Raw genomic sequence first — 23,966 nt, 5'->3', positions numbered from 1 at the left:
TGATTTTGTCATTCCTGCGAAAGCAGGAATCTAATCATTCGCAGGACACTGCCTTACTGGATTCCCATTTTCCTGGGAATGGCACCTTTTAGACCGGACTCATAAATAAAAAACCACATTTTTTGAATGTGGCTTTTTAAAATATATTTTTTAATTTCTTTTTTGTATTTATTATTTTTTCTTAGTGACAGGCCTTATGCTTTTTGCCAGGTCTTTTGCAAGTTTTTCACCCAGCCCCTCTAAGGCCTGTTGAACAAGGGATTCCGGGGTCGCAAGTTTCCCGATCTTTCCGCCGAAAGCGTGTTTCTCGGCGCTCGATACTTTGTTGGTGGCTTTTCCTGTCGCGAGCAGTTCCCCGGTTTCAACATCTACGAGGCGCACCTCTGCCTGGATCTCTACCCATCTTGTTGTTTTTTCCGCTATCTTGACGCTGCGGCCTTCTTCCCTGATCGAAAGGGCAATTATCGAGCCGAGGATAACCTGCTGGGCGCCGAGCTGCTTCCCGGCCTGAATCGCCTTTGCGTTGTCTATAACTCCTGACTGTCCTAACGCTACCTCTTTTAAAACGTCGTCTATGCGCGTGCGTTCAAGAAGCCTGACCTTATTCGTTTTCAAAAGGTCGACAGCCAGGGCATCTGCGATCCCGCTGACGCTTTTTTCATATTGAGGGTACTCATCCACGTGATACGAAAAAGGCATTACAGCCGCTATAGTCCTTTCCTCAAAGGGGATATCCTTAGAATATGAATCAACAGCCAAACAACCCGCAACCATCGCCAGAATAAAGATTTTTTTGAGCATACGAACCTCCTCCTTAAGTTTTTTATTTAGAGACAACGTCTTATTAACGATAATAATCTACATATTTGACAAAACCTTGTCAAGATTTACGTAGATGTCCAGCTGACAGCCCTTAAATTTCGCTCTTCATGAACACTGCGCCGAGGGGCGGAATAGTAAGGTTTAAAGAAAACTGCCTGCCGTGTGCATGCCACCAGTCTGCATAAAAACCGCCCAGGTTACCTCTTTGTTCGCCGCAATATTTATAAGCGTCGCTGTTAAGCATTTCTTTCCAGAAACCTCCCCTGGGAACGCCTACACGATAGTTTTGTCTTAATACAGGTGTAAAGTTATATACGCAGAGCACAATACTTTTACTGTCTTTTGATTTTCTTATGAAGCTTATTATGCTTTGGTCATTGTCACTGAAATCTACCCATTCAAAACCTTCCCACGAAGAATCGAACTCATAAAGCGCAGGTTCTGAGTTATACATTTTGTTCAAGTCCCTAACCCAATCCTGAATGCCTTTATGAAAATGAAAGCCAAGTACATGCCACTCAAGACTTTCGTCATGGTTCCACTCCCTTACCTGGCCGAACTCACACCCCATAAAAAGAAGCTTCTTGCCAGGATGGCCGTACATGTACCCTAATAAGGCCCTTAAGTTCGCAAACCTCTGCCATTCATCGCCCGGCATCTTGCCTACCAGGGAGCCTTTTCCCTGGCAGACTTCATCGTGAGAGAACGGCAGCACGAAATTTTCCGCGAAAGCATAAAGAAAACTGAAAGTTATCTGCCCCTGATGATATTTCCTGAACAGCGGGTCAACCGAAAAATATTTAAGCATATCGTTCATCCAGCCCATATTCCACTTCATGCCGAAACCCAGGCCCCCCATATAGGTAGGCTTTGAAACCATGGGCCAGGCAGTTGACTCTTCGGCTATCGTCTGCACATCCGGGTAATTTTCAAAAACGACATGGTTAAAGCGTTTTAAAAACTCTATGGCCTCTATATTTTCCCTGCCTCCATACTTATTCGGCATCCATTCCCCTTCTTTCCTTGAATAATCAAGATAAAGCATGGAAGCTACAGCATCGACCCTTATACCGTCAACATGGTATTTATCCAGCCAGAACAACGCGCTTGACAAAAGAAAATTTTTTACTTCATTCCTGTCATAATTAAATATGCTGCTTTTCCAGTCAGGATGAAAACCCTTTCTCATATCTTCATGCTCGTAGAGGTTCGTCCCGTCAAAAAATGAAAGCCCGTACTGGTCGCAAGGAAAGTGGGAGGGCACCCAGTCAAGTATAACGCCTATCCCGTTTTGATGCATATAGTCGACTAAATACATAAAGTCCTGCGGTGTCCCGAACCTGCTTGTCGGGGCAAAGTACCCGAGTGTCTGATAACCCCAGGACCCGTAAAAAGGATGCTCCATAACAGGCAAGAACTCCACATGAGTAAAACCTATGTCTTTACAGTAGTCTGCAAGCTCGTGGGCAGTCTCCCTGTAATTGAGCGGCCTGTTCCCCTGTTCCGGAACCCTGCGCCATGAGCCAAGGTGCACTTCATAAACAGCATAAGGAGAAGCAAATTTATTTTTTTTAAACCTGTCTTTCATCCATTCAGCATCATTCCACTTATAATCCAGGCCCCATACGATAGAGCCGGTTTTCTGCGGTGTTTCGTAATGGAACGCCAGAGGATCGGCTTTTTCAACCTTGTAGTTATTAAAACGGGAAGTTATAAAATATTTATAGATACTGCCCTGCGCCAGGCCAGGTATAAAACCTTCCCATATCCCCGAACCATCCCAGCGCGCTTTTAAAGGATGGGCTTCCTTATCCCAGAAGTTAAAATCTCCGATAACTGTGATCTTTTCCGCATTCGGGGCCCAGACTGCAAATTGCACGCCTTTCATTCCGTCAACTTCAATTAAGTGCGCGCCGAGTATATTATAAAGCCTGAAATGGCTTCCTTCCTTAAAAAGATATTCATCATTAGGCTGCATAAGCGATGATGCTCTTACAAAATTATCCATTCTCAATTCTCCGGAGGCATGTTACCTGCCGCTGCCTTTTTTTAATCTATTGAAAATAACTTTTATTTCCGTGCCCGAACCGACCGTGCTTTTAACCTCTATTTCCGCATCATGTATGTCCGCGATACGTTTAACTATTGAAAGGCCCAGGCCCGTTCCGTTCTCATGGTTTTTTACCGCATTGTTCGACCTGAAATACTCTAAAAAGATCTTGTCTACATTCTCTTCCGGGATACCTATCCCGTGATCCGCTATTATCAGGGCTACCTTATTATTCTTATAATCCTGCAGAGCCACATTAATTACGGTATTTTCAAAAGAATAGACTATCGCATTTTCAATAATATTAGCTACCATTATTTTTATCTGCTCCTGGTTCCCAAGGACGGAATCATACTTTGTTTCATTTTTTATTTCTATAGCTACTTTTTTCTGCCCTGCCATAGCGGCAAAAGATTCCACAACAACCGACACTATTTTATCAAGCTTGACGGTCTTCATCTTAACATTTTCGATCACGCATGAATTAAGGTTTGCCAATTCAAGCATATTCTTGATAGATGTTGACAGCAGATCGCACCTTACCTTTACCTTGTTGAGGATGCTTAAAGCCATCTCTGGTATATTGCCTGCATATCCGTTTAAAAGCACTTCAATATAACTCTGTATTGCCGCAAACGGTGCTTTAAGCTGATGTGTCGCCTGAAGGAGGTACTTTGTTTTTGCATCGTTGATCTGCTGGAGTTTTTCGTTCAGTTTCTCGAACTCATAAACCTTTTTTTCAAGTTCCAGGTTGGCACGTTTTATCTCTTCCGTTCTTTCTAGGATCCTGTGCTCGAGGGTCAATTTATAGTCTTCGAGCTCGTTTGTAATATGCTGCTGAGCGTCGATAAAGTAAAATATTATTTTACTTGCCGAAGAACTCAATATGTTCACAGAAGGGAGCTTGTTCTTGATTAAATAATTGTAGACATCCTGTTTGCCTGTTACCTCAAGGATCAGGTCAAGCTCCGGGTCTGAAAGTATCTTATTCAAGTTCCTGCCTGTAAATGTCTTTATTTTCTGCTTTCTTGCAAAGACCATCCCTTCCGCATCGGAAGCGACATCATAAACATATTTGATCCTGATTCCTGGAATCTTTACCAGATCCATCAGCAAAGCTTTGCCGCCTTTGCCGGCACCTACTAAAGAAATGCTTGCTATCGACTTATTCATGTTTTTCTTTTATGGTTTTTGAAAGATTATTTTTTTATGAGTTCTTTTACCTTTTTTATAAGGTCGCCCGGCATTATAGGTTTTTCAATAAATTCTTCTACGGGGAGGTAGGAATTATCCCTGTCTCTATTTGAAAAAGTGAAGCCGTAATTGCCTTTTTCATTTATCGCAGAAAGCATCAGTATCGGGATATTTTTTGTTGACTTACTGTCTTTTAACTGCCTTGCCATATCAAACCCTGCGCTGTCGCTTTCAGGGAATATGACATCCAATATAATAAGATCAGGCCCGAACGATTCAACATTTTTTATCAGGTTTTCTTCATCATACTGAGCCTTGACTTCATAACCCGAACTTTTCAGCACTATCGAAATTGAATCAACAATGTCCCTATCGTCATCTACGATATATACTTTTTTCATAAATTTCTTTCCTCCTTTTAAATTACTGGAAAAATCAAATATATTTTAGGCAGGTTTGATTACAGTGCTTTTGATGTTAAGTTCTTTTAGTTGTTTTTCTGCGACTACTCCAGGAGCTTCGGAAAGCGGGCAGATGCCTTTCTGGGTTTTCGGAAAAGCTATGACTTCACGGATAGATTCTTCTCCCAGGAGCAGAGCGCATAAACGGTCAAAACCGAGGGCTATGCCTCCGTGCGGGGGCGCGCCGAAAGAAAGAGCTTCAAGAAGAAAACCGAATTTTTCCTTTGCTTCTTCCTGGCTTATATTTAACATACTAAAGAGTTTTTCCTGGACTTCTTCTTTATGTATCCTTATCGAACCGCCGCCCAGCTCTACACCGTTTAAAACGATGTCGTAAGCCCTTGCCCGCATGGCCCCTGCCTTTGACTGTTCGCTTAAAAGATGGATATCCTCTTCTTTCGGCGAAGTAAACGGGTGGTGCATAGCATTCCAGCGTTTTTCTTCACTATCCCATTCAAAAAGCGGAAAATCCACTACCCAGAGAAAATTGAACTCTTCTTTTGGTATAAGTTTCAGGGTATTCCCGAGTTTTAGCCTCAAGGCTCCGAGCCCGGTTGCGACGATTTTTTCATTATCAGCAAGGAATAAAAGCAGGTCTCCGGCTTTTGCCCCCAGTTTTTTCTGTATAGCTTCAAGTTCAGGGGCTGAAAAGAATTTGACTATGTTGGACTCCGGGCCTTTGTCCGTAACTTTCATCCAGGCAAGCCCTTTTGCCCCATAGATAGCTGCGAATTTTGTAAGTTCATCTATTTCAGAGCGGGAAAACTTATCTCCTCCTGGAACACAAATACCGCGGGCCACTCCGCCTTTTTCTATGGCGCCTGAAAAAACTTTGAATCCGCAGGCTTTTAGTTCCTGAGTAAGGTCTGCTATCTCCATGCCGAAACGGAGGTCAGGTTTGTCAGAGCCGAACCTCATCATCGCCTCGGAGTACGGTAAGCGCCTGAACGGTACTTTTAATTCGATATTCAATGCGTTCTTAAAGATGTCGGCAACCAGCCCTTCGATTACAGACATCACATCTTCTTCGTCTACAAACGACATCTCAAGATCTATCTGAGTAAACTCAGGCTGCCGGTCGGCTCTTAAGTCTTCATCCCTGAAACAGCGCACAACCTGAAAATATTTGTCAAAACCCGCTACCATAAGTATCTGTTTAAAAAGCTGGGGTGACTGGGGCAGGGCAAAAAAATGGTCCGGGTTTAAACGTGAAGGCACAAGAAAGTCCCTTGCGCCTTCAGGGGTGGATTTTGTCAAGAACGGTGTTTCTACTTCAAGGAAACCCTCTTTTGAAAGATACTGGTGGACTTCCTGAAGTATCTTATGCCTCAAAATAAAGTTTTTAGCTACATTAGGCCGCCTCAGATCCAAATACCTGTATTTAAGCCTCATTTCTTCCGACGTTTCTGTATAATCCGATATCTCGAACGGAAGTGCAGGAGCTTTATTTATTACTTCTAGCTCATCAACAACTACTTCGACCTGACCTGTCTGCATGTTGGGGTTTTCAGTCCCTGCCGGCCGCTGGCGCACAAGCCCTGTTACGGCAAGCACAAATTCGTTTCTTATTTTCTCTGCCGCAGCAAATATCTCTTTTTCTTCAGGCTGGAAAACTATCTGCGCCAGGCCTTCCCTGTCCCTCAGGTCAATGAATATTACTCCCCCATGGTCGCGCCTTGAATGTACCCAGCCGCAAAGGGTTACTTCCTTCCCTATATCGCCCTGCCTTAAGCTGCCGCAATAATTAGTTCTTTTCATAAGATTCACACCTTTATATAATTGATTGCAATGATTATTCTGTATTAGCCTTGTAATCACTGTAATCTGTTTTTGGAATCATTGTGATCAAACATCTTTCAGATGTTCTAATTTAGCAAAAAAATAGTTTATAGTCAATTTTGGATAATTGAAACACCATTAACTAATCTTTTAATCATGGCCATGAAAGGTTTTTTCAACAACATTTTTGATAAAAATCCTTGACCATTTTATTTTAGGATGATATAATAGGGCGGTCATACCATTTCGGTTTCTGTTTCATAATCACATCTTAATTCGGAGGGATTATAAATTGACTGTTAACTTTGCTTTTCAGAAAGATATAGAATTTTTTAAAGTCCTTGCAGAAGAATCCCCTAACATGATATTCATCAATTTCAGCGGCAAAGTGGTCTATGCCAACAAAAAATGCGAAGAAATAATGGGCTACACACGCCGTGAATTTTATTCAAAATCTTTTGATTTTCTGAAACTGACCACTCCGGAATTCACCGGAAAGACCAAACAGGCTTATGCCGAACATTTAAAAGGCAAAGAAGTGGAACCGTATGAGTATAAACTAAAAACAAAATCAGGAAAGATAATTTCCGCTATTATTACCACAAAACTTATCAAAATCAATAACGAAACAGCCATACTCGGCGTCATCACGAACATAAGCTATCAAAAACAGATCGAAAATGAACTTATTGATTCAAAGCAGAACTATATTACAACTATCGATTCCCTTCCGGAACTGATACATGTAGTTGACCGTAAATGCCGGATACTGCTGGTAAATACTGCATTTAAAAAAATGAATTCAGAGTTAGGGATAAGCCCCGATATAGTAGGAAAAACTATATTTCAGGCATTCCCGTTTCTCCCCATAAAAAAAATAACAGAAGAATATGAAAAAGTATTTAGATCCGGCAAAACGCTTACCACTGAAGAAATTGTTACCCTGCGCAACCGGGAAATATATACAGAAACAAGAAAAGTGCCCATAACGGTACACGGCAAGGTGGAAAAAATAGTAACTGCGATACGGGATATCACCCGGGCCAAGGCAGATGAGAAGAAATTGATATCTTTGAACAAGGCCTTATTAAAATCCAATAAAAAACTTGAACGCCTTGTAGTTTTAGATTCCCATACAGGGCTCTATAACCACAGGTTCCTTGGGAAAATCCTTGAAACCGAATTTTCGCGTGCGAAACATAAAAAGATGCCTATTTCCATGTTACTGATCGACCTGGATTATTTTAAAAGCATCAATGACTTGTACGGCCATCGCTTCGGAGATATGGTACTCAGGCAATTTGCGCAAAAACTGAAGAAACTGGTGCGTAAATATGACACCGTCATACGATACGGCGGAGAAGAATTTGTCGTTATTTTACCTAATACAGAGTGTAAATCTGCCAAAACACTGGCCCAGCGGGTCAGAAATTTAATAAACCTTGAATATTTCGGTTCTAAAAAAAGCCTGATCAAACTCAGGCTCAGCATCGCGGTCTCTACGTACCCTCAGGACAACATAGCAAATTCTTCGGCTATGCTGGAGCTCAGCGATAAAATACTGAATAAGGCAAAAGCGTACGGCGGCAACAGGGTATTTTCATCGGAGGACCTGAAACTGGAAAACCCTGAAGAGAATATCCATCTTGGGAACCGGACAAAAACCGGGGTAAATTACTTAAAAGCAAGGATAGAACGCCTGCACAAGAGGGCTAACCAGGGGCTTATTGAAGCGGTTTTTGCTTTTGCAAAAGCAATTGAACTTAAAGACCATTATACAGGCGAGCATGTTGAACGCACAGCTCATTTTGCTGCAGAAATAGCAAGGAGCCTCGGAATGCCTAAGGAAGAAGTTATGCATATAAGGCAGGCTGCCATACTTCATGACCTCGGCAAGGTAGGCATAAGCGAAAAGATACTATTAAAAAAAGCAAAACTTACAGGCAAAGAATTTGAAGAAATAATGGAGCACCCTTTGATAGGCGCCGACATTATAAGGCCTATCCATCTTCTGCATTATATCCTTCCGTACATTATGCACCATCATGAACGATGGGACGGCAAAGGCTATCCTCAGAGGCTTAAAGGAGAAAAAATCCCGCTGGGCGCAAGGGTTATTTGCCTTGCAGATACGTTCCAGGCTTTGATCTCAAACAGGCCTTACAGAAAAGCCTTTTCGAAAAAAAAGGCTATCCAGACCATAATAGATAACTCAGGTACTAAATTCGACCCGCAGGTAGTTGACGCATTCCTTGAAGTTGTCAAAAAAAGTTAGCCCCTTTCGGGGACTAACTGATTACAGCGATAAAACAAAGATTACGGTGATTTCACCGGATGTTAAGCTTTTAATCGTTGTAATCGTAGTTAATAATCACCGTAATCAAGTATAGGAATCTATACTATAAATTAAATTTCACTTAAAGGAGAACCCTCCATGCAAAGGAACGGACAAAACCCGATAAGAAGCACTAAGACCTATGAGCACGATGGGAATAAATTCAATAGCTCGGCAAACATGCAAATGAAGAACATGGAACATTATCCGGTCTGCCCGAAATGCAATATACCTGTTCCGCCGAAGCCGGGTTTCAGGATTTCTGCGCTAAAATGCCCGAAATGCAACAGACCGCTGGGTAAAAAATGAAGCTCCATTTTTATGTTTCATTTTATTTTTAAATTAAATGCTGCAAAATCATAAAAGTATGCTATACTATAACCCTAAGTTTTACATAGTAAGGCTTAAATAACAATCCCGCTTAGTGGGACAAGAAAAAAGTAGGTGATTTAGGATGGCACGCGGTAAAGTGAAGTGGTTCAATGATGCAAAAGGTTTCGGCTTTATTTCCAATGACGACGGCAGCGGAGATGTGTTCGCACATTTTTCAGCAATAGCTTCAGAAGGATTTAAGTCTTTGGCAGAAGGTGACGTCGTAGAATTTGACGTTGAAAGTTCTGAAAAAGGGCCCAAAGCATCAAACATAAAAAAAGTGTAATACTTTTTTTAACAAAGACTCCCCCGGCTATTATATAGGCGGGGGAGTTTTTCTTTTGCCTTAAAAAATGAAACCCCTTCTGCAGGAGCCATAGACTCCATTGAATCAGTGACACCCCGCCATGGCGGGACTTATTTTGCAGCGTGGCTGAATCCTCGTATTTTTCCCACCTAACAAAAAACCTGCGCCTCTTGTTTCAACCGATGTATTAGTGATGTATTACTTTTAATTGACATAAAACTTTCATAGTGCTAAAATAATTATCAAAACATTATAAATCGGCAAAACGGTTCATTTTTTTAATATAAGAAAAGCCGCTTAACGGAGAATACCTATGACGATAAAGGTTATGGTGGTAGATGATGAATACGAACAGCTTGAATATATCAAGTTCGGCCTTGAGATGTGCGGATTTGAAGTGACTGCGGTTTCAAATGCTTTACATGCCATAGAATTTGCAAATACTATAAACCCGGACATTATAATACTTGATTTTATGATGCCCGGTATAGACGGGTACAGCATTTACAGGGGGCTCAGCATATCCGATAAGACCAAAGATATCCCTATTATTTTTATTACAGGCCATATGGTGCCTGAAGTCGCCGATAAAATACGGGAGACGAATGCTTATTGCTACCTAAAAAAACCGTTCGATATAACCGAGCTGATCGAAAAGATAAATAGTGCTTTAGGTTTAAAACCTGCACTGAAAAAATAGACATATCTTATTACAGGGTTCACTAAAATGCAAAAAAAAGTCATGGTGATAGACGATCAGGAAGAAATGATAGAATATATCAGGACCGGGCTTGAAATGAACGGTTATTGCGTGGTCAGTACTTCCGATGCGCTTAAAGCGGTTGAACTGGCAAAATCGGAAAAACCGGATATAATAATTTTGGATTTTGTCATGCCGGGAACCGACGGCGACCATATCTCGAAAGATCTCGGAGTTTCAGATATAACCAAGGATATACCTATAATTTTTGTTACCGGAAATTTTTCATCTGAAATCACAAGGAGTATTTCGCGCTCTAAAGCATACTTTTGCATATTAAAACCCTTTGAATTGACCGAGCTTTTAGAACGCATAAATGATTCTTTATCTATCTCTTCCACAAAAAACGATTTAGAAACAAAAAAACAACTTCCCTAAAAATATCCAGCCCTATTTCTATGTTGACAAAAACCGCCAAAAAAATTATAATCTAATTCATCCCGCCGCAATTAAAGTCCCGACTTTTATCGGGAGATCAACCTTAATGGTGGCGGGATGTCGTGTTATTTATAGGAGACTCTGTCTCCTATCGAAGGATATTCACTTATGTCCACAGATGTGCTTGTACTAAACAAGAGTTTTTATGCAATTCAGATTACATCCTGGCAGAGGGCGTTGTCCCTGGTGTTCGCAGACCATGCCTGCGTAGTTGACCAGGAATACCGCACCTATTCCTTCGAAGACTGGCGGGAAATATCTAATATGATACAGGAACACCCTGCCGGTTTCGTTCATACTCCCAGTTTCAAGATCGCCATACCTGAAGTTATTGCATTAAAGCTATATGACAGGCTCCCCTCTACGGACGTAAAATTCACAAGAAGAAATATTTATGAATATTATAACTATAAATGCTGTTACTGCGGTCAGAAACTTTCAACCCAGGAATTAAACCTTGACCATGTAGTCCCTAAAAGCCGGGGCGGCAAAACTTCCTGGTCAAATATCGTTACTGCCTGTATCCCATGTAATTTAAGAAAAAGCAATAAAACCCCTCAAGAGGCCGGCATGAAGCTTCTGGTAAAACCGGCAAAACCAAAATGGCACGGCAGTATACCCCTTGTTTTCCGTTCCCCTATAAGAGTCAGGGCTTCATGGCAGAGGTTTATTGATACGATTTACTGGAACGGCGAGTTAGACGAGGAATAGGCTTAAATTTTCAATATCCAGCTTTCGATCTTATCAGGGACAAGGCTGGATTGTTTTTAAAAAGGCAGATCATGTATAATATCATCTCCAAAATAAATCTGGCCAACAATGTCAAACAAATTGAAGTCCAGGCACCCCAGATAGCAAAGAAAGCCCTGGCAGGCCAGTTCGTCATGTTAAGGGTATCCGAAAAAGGAGAAAGGATACCTCTGACCATAGCAGGAAAAAATATAGATAAAGGGACCATTACTTTTATTTTTCAGGAGATAGGAAAAACAACAGCCTCGCTTGGCAGGCTTGAACCAGGGGATAATATACCCGATATCCTCGGCCCTCTCGGCCACCCTACAGAAATAAAGAAAATTGGGACTGTTGCGGCCATAGGCGGAGGAGTAGGCGTGGCGGAGATACTGCCGGTCGCAAAGGCTTATAAAGAAGCCGGCAATAAGGTAATAGGCATAATCGGGGCAAGGAACAAAGACCTTGTGATCCTTGAAGCAGAAATGAAACAAGCCTGCGATCAATTATTTGTTACTACCGACGACGGATCTTACGGCCAGAAAGGTTTTGTATCGAATGTTTTGCAGGGTTTGATAGAAAAAGGAGAAGGGATAGGCCTTGTCTATGCCATAGGTCCTGTGCCTATGATGAAAGTAATATCAAACCTTACAAAACCTTATAATATACATACAATTGTATCTTTAAACCCTATAATGGTTGACGGCACAGGGATGTGCGGTGCATGCAGGGTATCTGTAGGAGGAAAGACTAAGTTTGCCTGTGTCGAAGGCCCTGAATTTAACGGGCATGAAGTCAACTGGGATGAGCTTATCAAACGCTTAAGCTTGTTCAAAGATAAAGAAAAAGTCTCTTTTGAAAAATATAATGCGGAGTGCCTATGTCAAAAAAAGTAAAGATGAACGAGCGCCCTTCCGTTGAACGCAGTAAAGATTTCAAAGAGGTAAACCTTGGCTACAGGAAAGAGCAGGCGGTAGAAGAAGCCAAAAGGTGCATCCAGTGTAAAAAACCATTGTGCATAGAAGGCTGTCCCGTTGAAATAAATATACCGGGGTTTATCAAAGCCATAGCCCAGGATAACATGCCTGAGGCTGTAAGAATATTAAAAGATAAGAATAACCTCCCGGCAGTCTGCGGAAGGGTCTGCCCGCAGGAAGAGCAGTGCGAGTTAAAGTGTATTCTCGGCAAAAAAGGCGAACCAGTCGGTATAGGCTATCTGGAACGTTTTACCGCTGACTGGGAAAGAGAAAACAACTTCACAACCGGCCCTGTTAGAGGAAATAATTCAGAAATCAAAATCGCAGTTGTAGGTTCAGGCCCCGCAGGCCTGACCTGCGCAGGAGACCTTGCAAAGGCGGGTTTTGACGTTACCATATTTGAATCCCTCCATAAACCCGGCGGGGTCTTAAGGTACGGGATACCGGAGTTCAGGCTCCCGAACGATATACTTGACTTTGAACTTGCAAACCTTGAAAAAATGGGTGTAAAAATAATAAGGAATTCGCTTATCGGCCGCACAAAAAGCTTAGACGACCTTTTTAAAGAAGGTTTTAAAGCGATATTTCTTGCGGTGGGTGCAGGGCTTCCTAATTTTATGAATATCCCGGGAGAAAACCTTAACAATATATATTCTGCAAACGAATTCCTTGTAAGGGTCAACCTTATGAATGCTTATACCTTTCCTGAACATGACACGCCTGTATACGTAGGCAAAAGGGTTGCGGTCATAGGCGGCGGCAACACAGCCATGGACTCGGCAAGGACAGCTCTTCGCCTTGGGGCAAGCGAGGTTACGCTTATCTACCGCCGTTCGAAAGAAGAGATGCCGGCACGCCTTGAGGAAGCTAACCATGCGCTTGAAGAAGGAATAAAATTCATGCTCCTTACAAACCCGGTAAAGTACACAGGAGATGAAAACGGGTTTGTAAAAGAAATAGAATGCCAGAAGATGGAACTTGGTGCCCCGGATGAGTCTGGAAGAAGAAGCCCGAAAGTTATTCCAAACTCAAATTTTACCATGCCTATAGATATGGTAGTAATAGCTGTCGGCCTTTCCCCCAATCCTCTTATACCTTCTTTAACCAAAGGCCTTACAACCAATAAATGGGGAGAGCTTATAATAGACGACAATTTCATGACCACAATGCCGGGTGTCTTTGCAGGCGGAGATATCGTAGGCGGCGAAACCGTCATTGAGGCAATGGGCATGGGAAAACGGGCTGCCCGGGCAATAGAAAAATATCTAACCAACCTCGTACCTGCCTAAGACAGGGGGCAAACTCAAATGTTAAAAAAATCAGTATTCATACTTTTGGTTTTGTCTTTTTTTGGTTGTACCTATGCAAATGACAGGCCGCCCGCAGTAGCAGGAAGCTTCTATCCTTCAAACCCCCAGGAGTTAAATAAAACAGTTGACGGTTATTTGAATTCAGTACCCAAACTCGATATAGAAGGCAAAGTTATAGCTGTTCTATGCCCGCACGCAGGGTATGTTTATTCAGCCCCCACTGCAGCGTACAGCTACAAAGCTTTATCGGGCGGAAACATAAAAACCGTAATTTTATTCGGGAACAGCCACCAGAACCTTTTAAGTAAAGGCGCCGTATACGCCAGCGGCAATTTTGAAACACCTATCGGCAAAGTACCTGTAAACGAGAAGCTTGCAAGAAACATCCTTGCCAAGACACCTCTCCTTGAAGAGAACATTTATCCTCACAAAAAAGAGCATTCCCTTGAAGTCCAACTTCCGTTCCTTGAGCATACCCTAAAAGAATTTTCTATCGTACCTATACTTTTAAGCTCATACCAGTCCATGGAAAACTGCAAGGAAATAGCTGAGGCGATCGTAAGTTCAGTCAATGAACTCGGGGTTTCAGACGAAGTCTTGATCCTTGCTTCAAGCGACATGTCTCATTATCCGACCTGGGCAAATGCCAATATGATAGATTCAAAATCATTAAAATCTATGGAAAAATTCGACCCTTACAGCCTTAAGAAAACGGTTGACGAACTTATGGCTTTAAACGTCCCGAATGAAGCCTGCACCGTATGTGCCGAAGAAGCCATTTATACAACGATGTTCGCAGCCAAAGCGCTCGGGGCAGACACGGTAAAAATACTCAATTATTCAAATTCCGGAGACTTGACCGGGGACCGTTCAAGGGTAGTGGGGTACGGATCAGTGGCATTTATCGCATCAGCTAATAAATCCCAAAATAATGCGCCTAAGGAGGGATCTGTGGACGAATTCAAGATCAGCGAAAAACATCAAAAAGAACTTCTTTTGCTAGCGAGGCAGTCGGTAGAGTATTATTTGAAAAATAACAATGTTTATAAATACAAGACCTCTGACCCTGAACTGATAGAACCAGCGGCTGTATTTGTAACGCTTACGGAACACGGCGGGTTAAGGGGCTGTATCGGCACAACCGAACCCCGGGCGCCTTTATACGCTGCCGTAACACAAATGGCCACAGCTGCGGCAACAGAAGACCCTCGTTTCTCTCCCGTGACTTCCGCAGAGCTAAAGAACCTTCATTTTGAAATATCCATTCTTTCTCCCATGAGGCGGATAAAAAACGCGGATGAGATAAAACCGAAGATTCACGGAGTAGTCGTAAAGAAAGGCTTTGGAAGGAGCGGCCTTTTCCTTCCTCAGGTCTGGGAACAACTCCCGGATAAAGAGGATTTTATGAGCGAGCTGTGCTCCCAGAAAGCAGGCCTTTCCCGCGACGCATGGAAGAATCCTTCCACAGAACTCTATGTATTTACGGTCGTTGCTTTTGAAGAACCAAAATAACGTATAATTTTTAGCGTACAGCGTAGAGCGTTTAGCGGATAGGAAAAACAAAATCACAATTTATTTTGACTTAATTATACGGTAAACGCTATCCAAAATACGCTCGGAATAAATATGATTGAAGGATTCTTATTAGGGCTTTCCAACAACTTAGGCTGCTTTGCAGTCTGCTCTCCGGTACTTCTTCCGTTCCTCTTAAGTGAAACCAGAAGCTCCGTATTCCCGGTATTAAAGTTTTTGACAGGCAGGTTAATCGCATATCTTTTCTTTGCAGCCTTTTTCGGTTCCCTAGGCCTTTATTTTGATGGGAGGATAAACCCCAGATTTTTCTCTGTCCTGACCCTCATACTTTCTCTCTGGCTTATAGGCTTTGCCTTCGGCAGAATAAACCTTAACCTGTCCGTATGCCGTACAGCCAATAAGCTTATCCCTGGCGAAAATTTTCCGTTGCTTGCAGGAATTGTTATGGGCTTAAACATCTGCCCGCCGTTCTTACTGGGTCTTAACAAGATACTGGAGATGGGAAGTGTGGCCGGTTCGATAATCTTTTTTTTGGGTTTTTATTTTGGCTCAAGCGTTTGGGTGGCTATACTAATTTTTGCAGGCCAGGTTTCAAGGTTCAAACCGGTAAAGCTTCTGGCCCAGACAGCATCTATCCTGGTAGGTTTCTGGTACCTTTACACCTCAATCTTCATATTAACAGAATAGGATAAGCTTTACGCACAGCATACTTTACCCTAAGTGAGCGTTCCGGTGAAAGTCCCAAATTGTCCCCTAAATTGTTAATAACTCTGGCAGAAGAGTTCGTAGTATGCTTTGGGGTGAGCACAGGCAGGGCAAATTTCAGGAGCATCTATCCCTTCATGGATATAGCCGCAGTTTCTGCATTTCCATTTCACGACCTTATCTCTTTTAAAAACCTTATGTGTCTCGATATTGTTTAACAGGGTCAGGTACCTTTTTTCGTGCTGGACTTCTACCGAAGCTATAGCCCTGTATTGCTTTGCTATTTCAGGAAAACCTTCCTTGTCTGCAATGTCCGCTGCCCCTGGATAAAGTTTTGTATGCTCTTCGTTCTCTCCTGCTGCGGCAGCTTTCAGGTTTTCAGTTGTTTTTCCTATAACTCCTGCAGGATAGCTTGCAGTTATTTCGACCATGCCCCCTTCTAATAATTTAAAGAACCGTTTTGCATGTTCTTTTTCATTTTCGGCAGTTTCTAAAAATATCGCAGAGATCTGTTCATATTCTTCTTTTTTTGCAACCGAAGCAAAATAAGTATACCTGTTCCTTGCCTGTGACTCGCCTGCAAACGATGCCAGCAGGTTTTTTTCAGTTTTTGTGCCTTTAATGCTTTTCATTTCTCCCTCCGACAATTAGCGTTTAGCGTAGAGCGTATAGGAAAAACCAAAATCACAACTCATTTTGACTTGACTACACGCTCTAGGCTTTATTTTATATTTAGTTCCTTTTTGATCTCTTCTTTGTCAAAACCTATTATTATTTTACCATCAATATCTATCACAGGAACACCCAGCTGTCCTGACTTATCCATCATTTCCCGCGCTTTTTGTGCGTCATTGCCTATGTTAATATCTTCAAATAGTACGTTGTTCTTTTTTAAAAACTCTTTTACCGTTGCACAATACGGGCATGTGCTTGTTGAATAAACCTTTATAACCCTGCTCATGTATGCCTCTTAACAACTTAAATGAATTTTGCGAAATAGCTGTCTGCTTCCTCTTTAGATCTGGTCTTATAATAGGACTTTGCGATATTCTTGTTTTTTATATCTTTAATATGCAGAAATTCGCATTGTAAATCCATAAATTTTGACACAGCCACGCTAAAGCTCCTTATGCCGAGTTCCAGAAATAAAGGATAAAACTCCTCAAAAGAAGCTATCTCACCGCACAGGCAGACTTCTTTTTTTGCCTTTTTACCTTCGTTCGCTATAATACTCATCAATTTTACAAGAGCAGGGTGCAGTATGTGGTATCTTTTTTCCGTAAGATAATTTTTTCTTGTAGTTGCAAGCGTGTACTGAAAAAGGTCATTGGAGCCTATGTTTACGAAATCGACCTCTCTTATCAGTTCACTGATCATCATCGCTGCAGACGGGGTTTCTATCATAACCCCTGTTTTTATATTCTTGTCATTAAACCCTGCCTTTTCTTTTTTCAGGATAGTTTTTGCTTCTTCCAACGTACTCTTATATACGTTCAGGTCATTTAGATCGGCCACCATCGGGTATAACAGCCTCAGGTTATTATTTACGTTAGCCCTTAACAACGCTTTAAACTGCGTGATAAAAAGCTCTCTGAAAAGCTCTACAGCCATAGCCCCTCTTACTTCCATATCCGGAGAGATGCCTTTCGGGAACTCCAAAAACGGCGGCAGTTTGTCGTTGCTCAAGTCAAGGATCCTTACAGTCACAGGTTCTTTAACTGCGGTTAAAATATGCCTGTATTCCCTGTATTGTTCTTCTTCGCTCGGCGGTTTTTCATCCTTTGCAAAAAGAAACTCGGTCCTTAAAAGACCTATCCCGTCATGCGTAAACTCCGATACCATATCGATCTCTTCCGGGACGCTTATATTCAGCTTCAGCTTTACATCTTTTAGTTTTCTTGCATTTGTTTTGCTGATAGTGCTTGTAGCATCGCACACTAATTTTTTTTGATTAATTTTATCTATCTTTGCCCGGTAGTACTGCCTTGTATTATCGTCGGGACAGATTATAACCTTACCTAAAGAACCGTCAACGATAACCTCTGTTCCGCATTCAAGCTCTTTTTCTATATCTAAGCCAAAGATTATCGGCACCCCGTAAGAACGGGCAAGGATGGTAGCATGGCTTGTAAACCCTCCTTCTTTTGCGACGAAGGCAAGAGCGTGTTCTTTAGGGATATTTAAAATCATTGAAGGGGTAAGCTGCTTTGCGGCTACGACTACGGCTTTTTGCTCGCCTATAGGGCACATAAAATGCCCGCTACCGAGGTTAAAAGCAGACAAAATCCTTGTCCTTGTATCTAGAAGGTCATGGGTCAGTTCTTTAAAATGGCCTTCTTGCTTTTCATATTTCTTTATATAATAATCAAATATATCGCTTACAGCATGCTCGGCATTTATCATCCTTTCTTTTATAAGGTCCGCCATTTTGTCGAAAAGCCCCTGGTCCTTTAAAATAACAAGGTGGCTGTTAAAAACCTCAGCTGCTTTTTCGTCAAACACAGACCTGGCATCCTCTATCATACCCGACATTTCTTTCTTGGCCTGGTCAAATGCTTCCGTCAAACGCTTGACTTCATTTTTCACCTGATTAGCATCAATATTATAATGAGGTACAACGCCCTCTATCTCGGTATCATATACACATACAGTGCCCTGGATTATGCCTGGAGCCGCTGATATGCCTTTTAAAGTTTTCAAGAGTCTGTTTTCTCCTTATGTGATTGAATCCTATGCTGTTGATCCATAGGGGAATATCCTATAAATTTAGGTTACGCCAGTCAAGTGCCTAGGCATAGATTAAGCGGGAACCTGTCTATTTCACGTGCAGGAAATTCTTAAGACAGGAAATAAATTAAAAGTACCGCTAAACCAACTATCATCCTGTACCATATAAAGACGTAAAGGCTGTGTTTCTGCAAGAACTTCAATAAATATTTGATAGCCAAAAATCCTGAGATCGTTGCAAACAATATCCCGCTTAGAAATACTCTATATTCATCCTTAGGTATCCCAAATTCCATCACATGTTTTAATTTGAGTAACCCCGCTCCGAAGGTTATCGGCATTGCCAAAAGGAAAGAAAACCTGGCGGCGCTTTCTCTCTTAAACCCGCTGAAAATGCCAGCAGTTATCGTTATCCCGGAGCGGGATACGCCCGGCATAAGCGCCAGGACCTGAGCAAACCCGATAAATAACGTATCCCCGAGGTTAAGGGATTCCATATCCTTGTTCTTTTTACCTCTTAGCTCTGCCAGCCACATCAAAAGGCCCATGCTTATCATAAATACGGCTACAAGAAGAGGAGAACGGAATACTGTCTCAAAAGTTTTTTCGAATTTATAGCCGAAGACAGCTGCAGGCACACACCCTACGGCTATGAGCCAAAGAAAAGGTTCTTTCCACCTTCTTATTATCTCAATCCAATCTCTCCAGAAATAGAAAACCAGAGAAATAAGGGTCCCCAAATGAAGCGCCACGTCAAAAGTCGCTCCCAGATCGTTCCACTTAAAAATCCACGGTATCACTATCAAATGCCCGGAACTGCTCACAGGTAAAAATTCTGTAAACCCCTGCACAAGGCCGAGCACTACTGCTTGAATTACTTCCATGATATTATTCCTTTTATCCAACAGCTAAGATAATTTTTAGAGAAGAGGATGTTTGTTTTTTTATCTCTAAATAGTAAGCTATTTTATATAATTCTGCCTTATTAGTCAAAAAACTGAACCTCTTATTATCTCACTGATTCTTGACCTGAGACTTTAATAATGTTAAAATTCTTATAAATACAGCTTATTTAAGTAAACGATAACGGGGCCTTTATGTTTGAAGCAATACTTAATATGGTTTTACCGATAATTACGGCGTGTGTATATTTTTTTATGGCCTTTCAAATATACCAATACAGCAAAGTCAGGATGTTGATAGTAGGTGAAATGGCTTATAAGAAAGTCTTCCTGGCTTTTATCATGTTCGGCATTTATTTCCTCAGCAGGCCGTTCCAGATGCTTTGGCCTCACCCGTGGCCGATGATCATCAATTCTGTACGGCAGTCTTTTTTAATGGCTATAATCGCACCTTCCATTCTCGTAGGTATATTCCACTGGGTGCCTGATGAAAAAGGCCCACCTGCGTCGGCTGATTTTGCCTCCTACGGCACGGGTCTTTGTGCGGCTATAATATTTGTTCTTGCAAACAAACTTGCAATTACAGATTCTAAAATAATCGTAACACTGGGGAATTATCATATTTATGATGCGGTCTGGTTTCCCGAAGGCCATAAATATATAGAGATAGTCCTGATACATCTTATCTCCCAACTTATCTCGCCTGTAGGTTTTTTTATGCTCGCGGCAGCCTATGTCCGCCACCGCAGGTATAATTCAAAATACAGCGAAGTTTATGTAAACCTCCCGCTGAAATGGAAATACCTTGAGGTAGGGTTATTGATCTTCGTAGTATCCCTGTGTTTTTCAGGCCTGGCAGCTTTTTTCGGCAAATACTATACTTACCTCTGGGTAATATATTTTACAGCAGCTATAGTGGCCGGCATCATAGAGGTCAAAGGCGTCAAAATACCCCCGGGAAGAACATCAACCGACCTCCTGTAAACATTGAGCCTGTTGAAAAAATCCTCAACGGCCCTGATTACACAGAAACACAAAAAGGACGTTCTTTGCTGGAGGAATTCCAAAACATGGCAAAAAAGATATTAATACTTTCAGGCAGCCCAAAGAAAAACGGCAATACTGCATCGCTGATAGAATGGTTCAGCGAAGGAGCCAGGTCAAAAGGTTCCAAATTAGAGGTTATACAAACCGCTTTCCTTAAAACCAGAGCGAACGGGTGTTTGTCCTGCAGAAAATGCCAGAAGCTGGACAAATACGAATGCGCTGTCAATGACGATATAAAACCGGTCCTTGCTAAAATGCTTGAAGCGGACGTAATAGTGATGGCAACACCGCTTTATTTCTTCGGCGCAAGCGCGCAGATAAAAATGGTTTTTGACAGGATGTTTTGCCTTTATAAATGGGACAACGACGCAGGCACCATGAAAACCCCGTTAAAAGGAAAGACCCTTGTTGTAATAGCCAGCGCCTATGAGGATGCCGGTTTAGGCTCCCTTGAGAAACCTTTTAAACTTACTGCAGATTATACAAGCATGCCTTTTGAGTCCCTTCTTGTTCCGAATGCCGGAGTTTCAGGCCAGCTTAAAAAAAACTTAAGGATCCGCAAAAAAGCCGTGGCTCTGGGCAAAAAAGTATCTTGAGTACGGAGAATTTATGAAAAATATAATTTTGCCAGTTTTTTTCCTGGGAGCGGCTCTTATGCCGTTCACAAAAGCCTTTAGTGTTGAAGTAGGAAATAATATCAGCTTTATAGCGATAGAACACGCAAGTTTTGTTATCCTTGCAGATACTACAACTATTTTCGTAGACCCGGTCGGCGAGAAAATGCGGTATTCAAAATTTAAGGCACCGGATATTATCCTTGTAACTCATACCCATAAAGACCATTTTGATAAAAAACTGGTCACAGCCCTAAAGAATAAGAATACAGCTATTGTCGGGCCAAAAACCGTTATCGACGGCCTGGCTTCCGGGCAGTTACTTAACAACGGCGAAACCATGAATTACGGAAAGATAGGTATCGAAGCCATACCTGCGTATAATACAACTCCTGAAAGTCTCCAATACCATCCGAAAGGAGAAGGCAACGGATATGTTCTTACCCTAAGTACCGGACAAACAGGGCCGGGTATAAGGGTTTACATTTCAGGAGATACAGAAGATATCCCTGAAATGAGAGCCCTTAAAAACATTGATTATGCCTTTATTTGCCTGAACCTTCCTTATACGATGTCCGATGACCAGGCATCTTCAGCGGTCCTTGAATTCATGCCGAAGGTAGTTTATCCGTACCACTTCAGGGAAAAAGAAGGCGCCGGAAATATAAACAGGTTTTATGAGAAAGTCTTGAAGGGAAATAAATCCATAAAAATAAAATTCATCGGATTCTATAAATAAAAAAAGAGCTTGTTTTACTTAGCTCTTTTTTTGTTTATAAATTTAGGCAGCTTTAGTTTTTTTAGTAATAAATTTTAAACCGTACTTTTTTATTAACTCTTCATCTTTTCTGTGACGTTTGGCAATTCTTTCTTACATAGATAAGTTTTTCTCTTCTTTGTATATTTTTAACCTTATTTCGTGTATTTGCCTCATTGGCTCTGGTTCTCTGATCATATCAGTCCACCTCCTGTGGCATAGTTAGCAAGGAATATTCTCCAAACCAAATTTACAGCTTAACACTATTGTTTCTTATGGTTTTTCTCAAGAAAAGAAGTAGGAATAGTATATTGTGGTTAATATACTCTTAAACCCGTTTTTATTATTTCTTTTGCAAATGGGTTGCTGGGGTTGAATTCATCTATTTTGAATGGATGAATTTCAATATTAGGATTTATCTTTAAGATATAGGGATTTATTTTAGCTCTATCGTTAAATTTAAACCCGGAAAATGATTGGGAAACTATAGCTAAATCTATATCGCTGGATGAATTGGCCTTGCTTATTAGTGTTGAACCAAACAAATATGCCGATTTTATTTCTATAACTCTGTTCTCTTCTAGTTCTTTGCACAAATCCACTACAGATTTTATCACATTCTTCTTAGCAGCCATAAATAAAAACTCCTTATTTTCTTATAATTATTTTCAGTGAAGTCCTTATTGCATTTTTTATAAAAGCTCAATTTATAATCCGGATACCTCACTTCTATGTTAAAATCATTTATGTCTAATAAAAACAACTTCTGACCACTATTTAAATTTAATTTTGTCTGTTCAGCAAGTTTTAATAGATTATGCACCTTTGGAGGAGTACTATTTTTATTATCCTCTACCCAGATTGCTTTTAAAGTTTTCTCTATAACTAAATGACATAAAAACAAGCACCAATCATACCGTTTGCTTTTAAATAGGCTGTTTGCTGCCGCTAAATCATGCTTTGCTGATTCTAACCAATATTTGATGTGTTCTTTTTTATTCACGCAACAATTATAGCAAAATATTATATTTTTTCATAACTTAAAATGCATGGAATAAATTTTATATAGAAGCGGAACATAATCGTATTTAGTTATCTCTTCTAAAACTTTATATCTAAGCCGAACTTGACCGAATCGCCGAGGTCGCCTTCCGGGGTCCAGGCAAGGTTTATACCTAAGGTTTTGTTATACAGCACTCCAAGCCCCGTACCTAAACCGGATAATCCGCCTGTCTGCATACCTGTGCGGTATCCGGCACGTATTGGGAATTCAAGCTTATCTCCGCTTTTTATGTAATACTCTGCACCGGCGCTCAAATATATATCGCTGTCATTTGGATAATTAATATCTGCTCCTAAAGTTAACTCACTATTCATCTTATATGCTCCGCCTGCTTTAACTATCATCGGCAGGGAATCTGCTTCATCAATGAACTTCATTTTTGTTCCCAGGTTCTGTACACATAGGCCAATATCTACTTTCTCATTTGCCTTATATAACCCGCCAATATCTACCCCGTACGCTGATGCATTCTCATTTTCTATCTTTGAGTTTATCATCTTGGCATTTAGTCCTAAACTCAAGCTCTCAGCCACTTTCCTTGCATAGGCAATCCCTACCGCTAAATCCGACGCATCATACGTGCCGTTTGTATTGCCGCTTGTATCGGTTCTTGTTATGTCTTTAACGCTTAACATCGTAACATTTACACCTAATGCGCTGTCGTTGTTCACCGGCATCCCGAAAGCTATATATTGATTGCTTATACCTTCCATCCAGTTATTCTGGTTTAACGAAGCTTCTTTCATATCAAGCGTACTCAATCCCGCAGGGTTTACTGCCATACAATTTACATCACCGCTAAATCCAGCGAACGTCCCACCCAACGCCGCCGGCCTCGGCGCCGTAACTATCTTCAAAAACTGTGCTCCGGATGTCCCTTTGCTTGCTGAAAAGCTAAAAACCGCTGAAATACTTAAAACCATTATTGATAAACATAATTTTTTAAACATGCTTAAAATCCTCCGATTATTTATCCGCTATCTCCAGTTCTGTGCAGCAGCATTCCTGCATTGGATAAGACAATGCGGGAATGTTACCGGCTATGTCCTGCCACCAACATCCACTCCCGCAATGGATGTTGGCG

Annotated in this window: 25 protein-coding genes; 13 read left to right on the top strand and 12 right to left on the bottom strand. The window is 41.4% G+C overall.

Going from position 1 to position 23,966, the window contains the following annotated elements:
* Nucleotides 1-171 precede the first annotated feature (171 nt).
* The 5 genes from LHV68_07000 to aspS all read right to left on the bottom strand — a co-directional run bounded on the left by LHV68_07000 (nt 172) and on the right by aspS (nt 6,285).
* Nucleotides 172-801, bottom strand: a complete 630-nt coding sequence (locus LHV68_07000) for a CsgG/HfaB family protein (GenBank protein ID MCB4791619.1) — start codon at nt 799-801, stop codon at nt 172-174.
* A gap of 112 nt (nt 802-913) precedes the next feature.
* Nucleotides 914-2,830: a 1,4-alpha-glucan branching protein GlgB gene (gene glgB / locus LHV68_06995; protein ID MCB4791618.1), complete on the bottom strand. Its 1,917-nt coding sequence runs from the start codon at nt 2,828-2,830 to the stop codon at nt 914-916.
* Between the two features lie 21 nt (nt 2,831-2,851).
* On the bottom strand, nt 2,852-4,045 hold the full coding sequence (locus LHV68_06990; protein ID MCB4791617.1) for a HAMP domain-containing histidine kinase: 1,194 nt from the start codon (nt 4,043-4,045) through the stop codon (nt 2,852-2,854).
* Nucleotides 4,046-4,071: 26 nt separating this feature from the next.
* Complete coding sequence (locus LHV68_06985) at nt 4,072-4,467, bottom strand: response regulator (GenBank protein ID MCB4791616.1); 396 nt, start codon at nt 4,465-4,467, stop codon at nt 4,072-4,074.
* A gap of 45 nt (nt 4,468-4,512) precedes the next feature.
* Nucleotides 4,513-6,285, bottom strand: a complete 1,773-nt coding sequence (gene aspS / locus LHV68_06980) for an aspartate--tRNA ligase (GenBank protein ID MCB4791615.1) — start codon at nt 6,283-6,285, stop codon at nt 4,513-4,515.
* Nucleotides 6,286-6,598: 313 nt separating this feature from the next.
* Here aspS and LHV68_06975 point away from each other — a divergent pair, with 313 nt between their 5' ends.
* From LHV68_06975 to LHV68_06930, 10 genes are all read left to right on the top strand, one after another.
* On the top strand, nt 6,599-8,581 hold the full coding sequence (locus tag LHV68_06975; GenBank protein ID MCB4791614.1) for a diguanylate cyclase: 1,983 nt from the start codon (nt 6,599-6,601) through the stop codon (nt 8,579-8,581).
* 159 nt (nt 8,582-8,740) lie between these two features.
* Nucleotides 8,741-8,950 (top strand): hypothetical protein, encoded by a 210-nt coding sequence (locus LHV68_06970; protein ID MCB4791613.1) that lies wholly within the window; start codon nt 8,741-8,743, stop codon nt 8,948-8,950.
* A 145-nt stretch (nt 8,951-9,095) separates the two neighbouring features.
* Nucleotides 9,096-9,299, top strand: coding sequence for a cold-shock protein (locus LHV68_06965; GenBank protein ID MCB4791612.1), 204 nt, complete (start codon nt 9,096-9,098; stop codon nt 9,297-9,299).
* Nucleotides 9,300-9,633: 334 nt separating this feature from the next.
* Nucleotides 9,634-10,020: a response regulator gene (locus LHV68_06960; protein ID MCB4791611.1), complete on the top strand. Its 387-nt coding sequence runs from the start codon at nt 9,634-9,636 to the stop codon at nt 10,018-10,020.
* Nucleotides 10,021-10,047: 27 nt separating this feature from the next.
* The gene (locus tag LHV68_06955; GenBank protein ID MCB4791610.1) at nt 10,048-10,458 is read left to right on the top strand and encodes a response regulator; all 411 of its coding nucleotides are present in this window, start codon (nt 10,048-10,050) and stop codon (nt 10,456-10,458) included.
* Nucleotides 10,459-10,626: 168 nt separating this feature from the next.
* The gene (locus LHV68_06950) at nt 10,627-11,229 is read left to right on the top strand and encodes an HNH endonuclease (protein ID MCB4791609.1); all 603 of its coding nucleotides are present in this window, start codon (nt 10,627-10,629) and stop codon (nt 11,227-11,229) included.
* Between the two features lie 71 nt (nt 11,230-11,300).
* A complete protein-coding gene (locus tag LHV68_06945; protein MCB4791608.1) occupies nt 11,301-12,143 on the top strand; it encodes a sulfide/dihydroorotate dehydrogenase-like FAD/NAD-binding protein in 843 nt (280 codons plus the stop codon).
* Nucleotides 12,128-13,513, top strand: a complete 1,386-nt coding sequence (gene gltA, locus LHV68_06940) for an NADPH-dependent glutamate synthase (GenBank protein ID MCB4791607.1) — start codon at nt 12,128-12,130, stop codon at nt 13,511-13,513. The genes LHV68_06945 and gltA overlap by 16 nt, the downstream gene beginning before the upstream one ends.
* Before the next feature lie 18 nt (nt 13,514-13,531).
* Entirely contained in the window at nt 13,532-15,046 is a 1,515-nt protein-coding gene (gene amrB, locus LHV68_06935; protein ID MCB4791606.1) for an AmmeMemoRadiSam system protein B, read from the top strand.
* A 114-nt stretch (nt 15,047-15,160) separates the two neighbouring features.
* Nucleotides 15,161-15,754, top strand: a complete 594-nt coding sequence (locus LHV68_06930) for a sulfite exporter TauE/SafE family protein (GenBank protein MCB4791605.1) — start codon at nt 15,161-15,163, stop codon at nt 15,752-15,754.
* Nucleotides 15,755-15,828: 74 nt separating this feature from the next.
* Here the strand turns inward: LHV68_06930 and LHV68_06925 are convergent, their stop codons facing one another.
* From LHV68_06925 to uppP, 4 genes are all read right to left on the bottom strand, one after another.
* Nucleotides 15,829-16,404, bottom strand: a complete 576-nt coding sequence (locus LHV68_06925; protein MCB4791604.1) for a rubrerythrin family protein — start codon at nt 16,402-16,404, stop codon at nt 15,829-15,831.
* Nucleotides 16,405-16,493: 89 nt separating this feature from the next.
* Complete coding sequence (locus LHV68_06920; protein MCB4791603.1) at nt 16,494-16,733, bottom strand: NrdH-redoxin; 240 nt, start codon at nt 16,731-16,733, stop codon at nt 16,494-16,496.
* A gap of 17 nt (nt 16,734-16,750) precedes the next feature.
* On the bottom strand, nt 16,751-18,472 hold the full coding sequence (gene ptsP / locus LHV68_06915; GenBank protein ID MCB4791602.1) for a phosphoenolpyruvate--protein phosphotransferase: 1,722 nt from the start codon (nt 18,470-18,472) through the stop codon (nt 16,751-16,753).
* A gap of 137 nt (nt 18,473-18,609) precedes the next feature.
* Nucleotides 18,610-19,383, bottom strand: coding sequence for an undecaprenyl-diphosphatase UppP (gene uppP / locus LHV68_06910; GenBank protein ID MCB4791601.1), 774 nt, complete (start codon nt 19,381-19,383; stop codon nt 18,610-18,612).
* 213 nt (nt 19,384-19,596) lie between these two features.
* Between uppP and LHV68_06905 the strand changes: the two genes are divergently transcribed.
* The 3 genes from LHV68_06905 to LHV68_06895 all read left to right on the top strand — a co-directional run bounded on the left by LHV68_06905 (nt 19,597) and on the right by LHV68_06895 (nt 21,801).
* On the top strand, nt 19,597-20,385 hold the full coding sequence (locus tag LHV68_06905) for a hypothetical protein (protein ID MCB4791600.1): 789 nt from the start codon (nt 19,597-19,599) through the stop codon (nt 20,383-20,385).
* 86 nt (nt 20,386-20,471) lie between these two features.
* A complete protein-coding gene (locus LHV68_06900) occupies nt 20,472-21,044 on the top strand; it encodes a flavodoxin family protein (protein ID MCB4791599.1) in 573 nt (190 codons plus the stop codon).
* A gap of 13 nt (nt 21,045-21,057) precedes the next feature.
* Nucleotides 21,058-21,801, top strand: a complete 744-nt coding sequence (locus LHV68_06895; GenBank protein ID MCB4791598.1) for an MBL fold metallo-hydrolase — start codon at nt 21,058-21,060, stop codon at nt 21,799-21,801.
* Between the two features lie 335 nt (nt 21,802-22,136).
* Here the strand turns inward: LHV68_06895 and LHV68_06890 are convergent, their stop codons facing one another.
* The 3 genes from LHV68_06890 to LHV68_06880 form a co-directional block, all read right to left on the bottom strand.
* Nucleotides 22,137-22,454 carry a nucleotidyltransferase domain-containing protein gene (locus LHV68_06890; GenBank protein ID MCB4791597.1) on the bottom strand — a complete coding sequence of 106 codons (318 nt, stop codon included), beginning with the start codon at nt 22,452-22,454 and terminating at the stop codon, nt 22,137-22,139.
* Nucleotides 22,433-22,822 carry a HEPN domain-containing protein gene (locus LHV68_06885; protein MCB4791596.1) on the bottom strand — a complete coding sequence of 130 codons (390 nt, stop codon included), beginning with the start codon at nt 22,820-22,822 and terminating at the stop codon, nt 22,433-22,435. The genes LHV68_06890 and LHV68_06885 overlap by 22 nt, the downstream gene beginning before the upstream one ends.
* 98 nt (nt 22,823-22,920) lie before the next feature.
* Nucleotides 22,921-23,832, bottom strand: a complete 912-nt coding sequence (locus tag LHV68_06880) for a PorV/PorQ family protein (GenBank protein ID MCB4791595.1) — start codon at nt 23,830-23,832, stop codon at nt 22,921-22,923.
* Nucleotides 23,833-23,966: the final 134 nt, after the last annotated feature.

Origin of the sequence: Candidatus Liberimonas magnetica (assembly GCA_020523885.1) — a bacterium.
Taxonomy (GTDB): domain Bacteria; phylum Elusimicrobiota; class Endomicrobiia; order Endomicrobiales; family JAFGIL01; genus Liberimonas; species Liberimonas magnetica.
This window is presented reverse-complemented; position numbering and strand designations above follow the sequence as displayed.

Coding starts and splice junctions, on each gene's coding strand:
- amrB (MCB4791606.1), top strand. CDS start 13,532: ATGTTAAAAAAATCAGTATTCATACTTTTGGTTTTGTCTTTTTTTGGT.
- LHV68_06930 (MCB4791605.1), top strand. CDS start 15,161: ATGATTGAAGGATTCTTATTAGGGCTTTCCAACAACTTAGGCTGCTTT.
- LHV68_06920 (MCB4791603.1), bottom strand. CDS start 16,733: ATGAGCAGGGTTATAAAGGTTTATTCAACAAGCACATGCCCGTATTGT.
- LHV68_06880 (MCB4791595.1), bottom strand. CDS start 23,832: ATGTTTAAAAAATTATGTTTATCAATAATGGTTTTAAGTATTTCAGCG.
- LHV68_06970 (MCB4791613.1), top strand. CDS start 8,741: ATGCAAAGGAACGGACAAAACCCGATAAGAAGCACTAAGACCTATGAG.
- LHV68_06955 (MCB4791610.1), top strand. CDS start 10,048: ATGCAAAAAAAAGTCATGGTGATAGACGATCAGGAAGAAATGATAGAA.
- LHV68_06960 (MCB4791611.1), top strand. CDS start 9,634: ATGACGATAAAGGTTATGGTGGTAGATGATGAATACGAACAGCTTGAA.
- LHV68_06990 (MCB4791617.1), bottom strand. CDS start 4,045: ATGAATAAGTCGATAGCAAGCATTTCTTTAGTAGGTGCCGGCAAAGGC.
- LHV68_07000 (MCB4791619.1), bottom strand. CDS start 801: ATGCTCAAAAAAATCTTTATTCTGGCGATGGTTGCGGGTTGTTTGGCT.
- LHV68_06890 (MCB4791597.1), bottom strand. CDS start 22,454: ATGGCTGCTAAGAAGAATGTGATAAAATCTGTAGTGGATTTGTGCAAA.
- gltA (MCB4791607.1), top strand. CDS start 12,128: ATGTCAAAAAAAGTAAAGATGAACGAGCGCCCTTCCGTTGAACGCAGT.
- LHV68_06900 (MCB4791599.1), top strand. CDS start 20,472: ATGGCAAAAAAGATATTAATACTTTCAGGCAGCCCAAAGAAAAACGGC.
- aspS (MCB4791615.1), bottom strand. CDS start 6,285: ATGAAAAGAACTAATTATTGCGGCAGCTTAAGGCAGGGCGATATAGGG.
- LHV68_06945 (MCB4791608.1), top strand. CDS start 11,301: ATGTATAATATCATCTCCAAAATAAATCTGGCCAACAATGTCAAACAA.
- LHV68_06985 (MCB4791616.1), bottom strand. CDS start 4,467: ATGAAAAAAGTATATATCGTAGATGACGATAGGGACATTGTTGATTCA.
- LHV68_06895 (MCB4791598.1), top strand. CDS start 21,058: ATGAAAAATATAATTTTGCCAGTTTTTTTCCTGGGAGCGGCTCTTATG.
- glgB (MCB4791618.1), bottom strand. CDS start 2,830: ATGGATAATTTTGTAAGAGCATCATCGCTTATGCAGCCTAATGATGAA.
- LHV68_06905 (MCB4791600.1), top strand. CDS start 19,597: ATGTTTGAAGCAATACTTAATATGGTTTTACCGATAATTACGGCGTGT.
- uppP (MCB4791601.1), bottom strand. CDS start 19,383: ATGGAAGTAATTCAAGCAGTAGTGCTCGGCCTTGTGCAGGGGTTTACA.
- LHV68_06965 (MCB4791612.1), top strand. CDS start 9,096: ATGGCACGCGGTAAAGTGAAGTGGTTCAATGATGCAAAAGGTTTCGGC.
- LHV68_06950 (MCB4791609.1), top strand. CDS start 10,627: ATGTCCACAGATGTGCTTGTACTAAACAAGAGTTTTTATGCAATTCAG.
- LHV68_06925 (MCB4791604.1), bottom strand. CDS start 16,404: ATGAAAAGCATTAAAGGCACAAAAACTGAAAAAAACCTGCTGGCATCG.